Origin of the sequence: Synechococcus sp. R6-5 (genome assembly GCF_047461775.1) — a bacterium.
GTDB lineage: Bacteria > Cyanobacteriota > Cyanobacteriia > Thermostichales > Thermostichaceae > Thermostichus.
Map to the genome: position 1 here is coordinate 1 of NZ_JANSHV010000281.1, position 3,474 is coordinate 3,474.

The window sequence follows — 3,474 nt, forward strand, 5'->3', positions numbered from 1 at the left end:
ACTCCGTCCCGCTTACGCGATCGGCAAAACCGCTCGGCAATCGCGATCGATGGCCAGGCCGACGGCTGCACCAAACTCCAGCAGCTCGACAATATGAGCTTTCTCCAGCAACAGCCCATGGGATCCCATTCCCTTAACCAACCAAACCTGACCGCTGCGTACCTGCTCCAGAAGGGTAGAGGGATCCCGAAGCCTAGCCCAGAGTGGCGGTTCAACCTGCTTTCCAGGGCACGTCTGACCCGTACAGCCCAGTGAGTCAGAGCCGTTGATGGGTGTGGGGGTGCTGTTTGATGTTGTCGGCATCCTTCACCTCCACAACCGCGTTGAGGATCCGTCGCGGCTCAACGCTGTGATTGAGCTTAAACACCCCCCGCTCTGGAGTGCAGGTTTGGTGCAGGGGGATATGGCGAAACTGGGGCTTGCTGCGATAGGTGCGGGCCGCTGCCTGCACCCGTTCCACGAAGTCTTCTCCCAACAACACCCCTGGCGGGAAAACCTCGGCAGGCAAAGTTGGGATCCCGTTGTTCACGATCTCGGCGTAGGTTGTGGCGTAGAGGAGAACATAGGAAGTGCTGCGGCGTTCTTGGGCCAGGCAGTCCAAATCGGCAGCAGGCACCGGCTCGGCCACCAAAACCTCTACCAGGCGACCTTCCTGATCCTGCTGGAAGCAAGTGGCCACTCCCAGCACCACGTACTCCAGTCCTTGCACTGGGCTAGAGCCAAGGTGAGTTTGAGCAGTATCCGACATCGATGCCGATCTCCAAGCGGGGGAGCGAACTTTCACAGCTCCGGCAGGCGCCAAGATCCCTCAAGCCGGGCGCAGTTCTCACCATAGCAACAATTTTTGCGTCGGGCAGCGGGAGCTGTTGCAAGATAGAAGGCAGATCCCAGCCTAGCTCTCTGTGAAGGATGACAGGGGCAGCATTTGGCTACAGGGATCCAAAATTTGCTTTACTGTAGCGAAGCGGGGTCAGTACTGCCCGAGGGGAGCAAGGGGTTGGGTTCCAGGCACCTTTGGCAACCCTTGATTCATCATTATCTAGGAAATACTTGCTCTAAGGATCCGACCATGGCGGATGGCGAATACAGACCAGGCTTGGAAGGCGTTCCGGCCACACGCTCCAACATTAGTTTTGTGGATGGCCAGGCGGGGATCCTGGAATATCGGGGCATCCCCATCGAGGAATTAACCGCCCACAGTACCTTTCTGGAGACAGCCTACTTGCTGATCTTTGGCAAGCTGCCGACCCAATCGGAGCTGGACAACTTTGATCAGGCAATCCGCAGTCATCGACGGGTGAAATACCGCATCCGCGACATGATCAAGTCGTTTCCAGAGTCGGGCAACCCGATGGATGCTCTGCAAACCTGTGTGGCGGGCTTGGGGCTGTTTTACCCGCTGCGGGAGATGGATCCCGACTATGTATTCGGCACCGTCACCCGGTTGCTCTCAAAGCTGCCGACCATGGTGGCCATGTTCCACCAGATGCGACAGGGCAACGATCCCATTCCCCCGGACGATAGTCTGGATCACGCTTCCAACTTTCTGTACATGCTCTCGGGCAAGAAGCCGGATCCCTGGTTGGCCCGCATTTTCGATACCTGTCTCATCTTGCACGCCGAGCACACGGTCAATGCCTCTACGTTTGCCCTTCTGGTGAGCGCTTCCACGCTGGCTAACCCTTACAGCAGCCTGGCCACGGCGGTGGGTACCCTTTCGGGGCTGTTGCACGGGGGGGCCAACCAACAGGTGATGATGCTGCTGCGGCAAATTGGCTCGGTGGAAAATGTGCGCTCGTTTATCGAGGAGAAACTGGCCAAAAAACAGCGCATCATGGGCATGGGTCACCGGGTTTATAAGGTGAAGGATCCGCGGGCCACCATCCTGCAGCGGCTGGCTGAGGAGCTGTTTGAGCGCTACGGCCACGACAAGTACTACGACATCGCCCTGGAAGTGGAACGGGTGTGCGAGGAGTTGCTGGGGCCGAAGGGGATCTACCCGAATGTGGACTTCTACTCAGGGTTGGTCTACGCCAAGTTGGGGATCCCGGAAGATCTGTTTACACCGGTGTTTGCCATTGCCCGAGCGGCGGGTTGGCTGGCCCATTGGCGGGAGCAGTTGTCCGATAATCGGCTTTTCCGACCCACCCAGGTGTACACAGGTGAACGCCAGCAACGCTACATCCCTATAGAAGAGCGGGGTTGAGAGCCGTTTGACAGGGCGCTGGGCCGAGATCCAAACTCAGTAAGGCCCAAGTCGTGCGTGAGGTGGTGTGTTGAGCCTCTTGGACTCTCCCCTTTGGCGAGACGGGTTCACCCTGTTTCTGAGCCTTGTGGTGCAGGCCATGCCATTTCTGCTGCTGGGGGTGTTTCTATCGGGGCTGCTGGCGGTGTTTGTCGAGGGATCCCAGTTGGCCCGTTTCCTGCCCAAAGGCAAAATCGGCAGCGCGGTGGCCGGTGGCGCTTTAGGATTCTTTTTCCCGGTGTGCGAGTGCGGCAACCTGCCGGTGGCCCGTCAACTGGTGATCAAAGGGATCCCACCCCACGTGGCGGTGGCTTTTTTATTGGCGGCGCCGGTGTTTAACCCGGTGGTGATCTTTTCCACTTGGATTGCCTTTCGCTCCATGCCGGAGCTGGTGATCTACCGGATTCTCTTTTCCTTTGGCATTGCGGTGGTCATCGGCTTGATCTTCAGCCTGCAAAAGGATTTCCAGCCTCTGTTGCAGCCGTCAGTCTGGCGGGAGCTGCAGCGCAATTGCTCCCAAGAAGCTGATCCGAAGAACATCTCCCGCTCGCCGTTGTTGCAGGGGGGCACCTTCTGGATTGGATCCCAGAGCCCTGCTCAAGGGGCCTCTGGCGGATCCCTGGCCACTTTACAAACGGCTGAAGATGTGTATCGCTCTGCTCTGGCCGCTGCGCCTTCTCCCTCCAGGGGACAAAAAGGAGTTCTCCTGCTGCAGACCTGGGCCAGGGAGATCCGCGAATTGGGATCCGTGCTCATCTTGGGCTCGGCGATGGCCGCCCTGATTCAAACGGTGATCCCGCGTTCGTTTGTGCTGGATTATGGCCAAGATGCATTGCTCTCAATCCTGATCATGATGGCCCTGGCCGGGATCATCTCCATCTGCTCGACGGTGGATGCCTTTTTCGCCCTCTCCTTTGCCGCCACCTTCACGCCGGGATCCCTGTTGGCTTTTATGGTGTTTGGGCCGATAGTAGACTTGAAAGCCATAGGCTTGATGCTCACTCTGTTCAAGCCCCGCGCCATTTTCTACTTCGTGATCTTGGTCTTTCAGCTTACTCTGGTGGGAGCTTTAGCCATCAACTACTATGGCAGTTAAAGCGTTTGTTTGAACCTTTCTCCACAGGGACACCCTCTCCATCCACTCTCCGTCAAATATTCGTCAAATATAGTTGCTTCAGTTTAGGGTAAGACGCCTGGGCTCCTGATCGCGCCAGCGGGACGGAGTCCTT

The 3,474-nt window shown here is 57.6% G+C and carries 4 protein-coding genes; 2 read left to right on the top strand and 2 right to left on the bottom strand.

Features of this window, described 5'->3' with window-relative positions; translation table 11 throughout:
• Positions 1 to 12: 12 nt before the first annotated feature.
• Entirely contained in the window at positions 13 to 303 is a 291-nt protein-coding gene (locus tag NW818_RS12735) for a hypothetical protein (RefSeq protein WP_148202743.1), read from the bottom strand.
• The gene (locus NW818_RS12740) at positions 257 to 748 is read right to left on the bottom strand and encodes a hypothetical protein (RefSeq protein WP_414413337.1); all 492 of its coding nucleotides are present in this window, start codon (positions 746 to 748) and stop codon (positions 257 to 259) included. The genes NW818_RS12735 and NW818_RS12740 overlap by 47 nt, the downstream gene beginning before the upstream one ends.
• Before the next feature lie 321 nt (positions 749 to 1,069).
• Here NW818_RS12740 and NW818_RS12745 point away from each other — a divergent pair, with 321 nt between their 5' ends.
• Both NW818_RS12745 and NW818_RS12750 read left to right on the top strand, forming a co-directional pair.
• Positions 1,070 to 2,206 carry a citrate synthase gene (locus NW818_RS12745; protein WP_414424761.1) on the top strand — a complete coding sequence of 379 codons (1,137 nt, stop codon included), beginning with the start codon at positions 1,070 to 1,072 and terminating at the stop codon, positions 2,204 to 2,206.
• A 79-nt stretch (positions 2,207 to 2,285) separates the two neighbouring features.
• Positions 2,286 to 3,341 (top strand): permease, encoded by a 1,056-nt coding sequence (locus NW818_RS12750; protein ID WP_414424762.1) that lies wholly within the window; start codon positions 2,286 to 2,288, stop codon positions 3,339 to 3,341.
• Positions 3,342 to 3,474 lie beyond the last annotated feature (133 nt).